Raw genomic sequence first — 1,313 nt, forward strand, 5'->3', positions numbered from 1 at the left:
CCGGGTTCGGTAGAGACTTCAGATTGTGGTTGTGACCTGGGGTTTCGTGATCGTGAGGTAGTAGTTGGTCTCGTATTCGGCGGGTGGGACGTGCCCTATTTCACCGTGGAGGCGGCGGTGGCAGTACCAGTCGACCCATTCCGCGGTGGCCAGCTCGACCTGGGAGAGCGTCCTCCAGGGGCGCCCCGGTTTGATCAGCTCGGTCTTGAACAGGCCGATCGTGGACTCCATGAGGGCATTGTCGTAGGCGTCGCCGACGGAGCCGATCGAGGCCGCGATGCCGGCGGCGTCCAAGTGCTCGGCGAGCCGGAAACTCGTATACTGCGACCCGGCATCGGAATGATGTATCAACTCGCCCCGCTGATGGGGCTGTTCGTCGCGGTCGCGCTGCCACAGGGCCATGTCCAGGGCGTCCAGGACGAGTCTGGTCTCCTTCGACGTAGCGGCGGACCAGCCGACGATCCGGCGGGAGAACGTGTCGACGACGAAGGCGACGTAGACGACTGCCGACCAGGTCTTGACGTGGGTGAAGTCGGCGACCCAGCAGCGGTTGGGGGCGGCCGCGACGAAGTTGCGGTCCAGTAGGTCCGGTGCCCGCTCGACGGCGCTGTCCGGGGTCGTGGTGATGATCTTTCTCCCGCGGACGGCGCCTGTGATGCCGAGTTCCCGCATCAGGCGCTCGACGGTGCACCGGGCTACGGGGTGGCCCTGGCGGTGCAGCTCGCGCCATACCTTCCTGGCGCCGTAGACGCGGAAGTTGGCCTCGTGGACCTCGGTGATCAACTCCTTGAGGGCAGCATCGCGCACCCGCCTGGCCGAGGGTTCGGCGGCGCGCTTCTTCGCCGCGTAGTAGGTGGAGGGGGCGATCTTGCAGTCGTGCTCGGTGAGCACGCGGCAGATCGGCTCGACACCGCCGAAGCGGTCCCGGTGCTCGTCGATGAACGCTACGAGCGTGTGTGTGGCCGGTCGAGCTCGGCCGCGAAGAAACTTGCCGCAGCCTTGAGGATGTCGTTCGCTCGCTTCAGTTCGGCGATCTCCTTCTTCATCGCCTTAATCTGCGCGGACTCCTCCGTGGTCGTCCCCGGCCGTCGCCCGGAGTCGACCTCGTCCCGCTTCACCCAGTTCCGCAGGGTCTCGGCCGAACCGATCCCGAGCTTCTGGGCGACCGCCCTCAAGGCGGCCGACTCGTTCGGATAGTCACCACGGACCTCGGCGACCATACGGACCGCTCGTTTGCGCAGCTCAGAGGGATAGGAGGAGGGACGTGCCATGACTCAATCCTTTCACGGAATCGAGTCTCTACCGAACCCGGA

General features: G+C 65.7%; 1 protein-coding gene. It reads right to left on the minus strand.

Features of this window, described 5'->3' with window-relative positions:
• Window positions 1–18: 18 nt before the first annotated feature.
• Window positions 19–1,271, minus strand: a protein-coding gene (locus AC0VY3_RS37885; RefSeq protein ID WP_475551825.1) for an IS3 family transposase whose coding sequence is annotated in 2 segments (ribosomal slippage) — window positions 19–989 and window positions 989–1,271 — 1,254 coding nt in all. Because the reading frame shifts where the segments join, the coding sequence is not laid out codon by codon here.
• Between the last annotated feature and the right edge of the window lie 42 nt (window positions 1,272–1,313).

This window comes from Streptomyces sp. iso_384, from assembly GCF_056172905.1.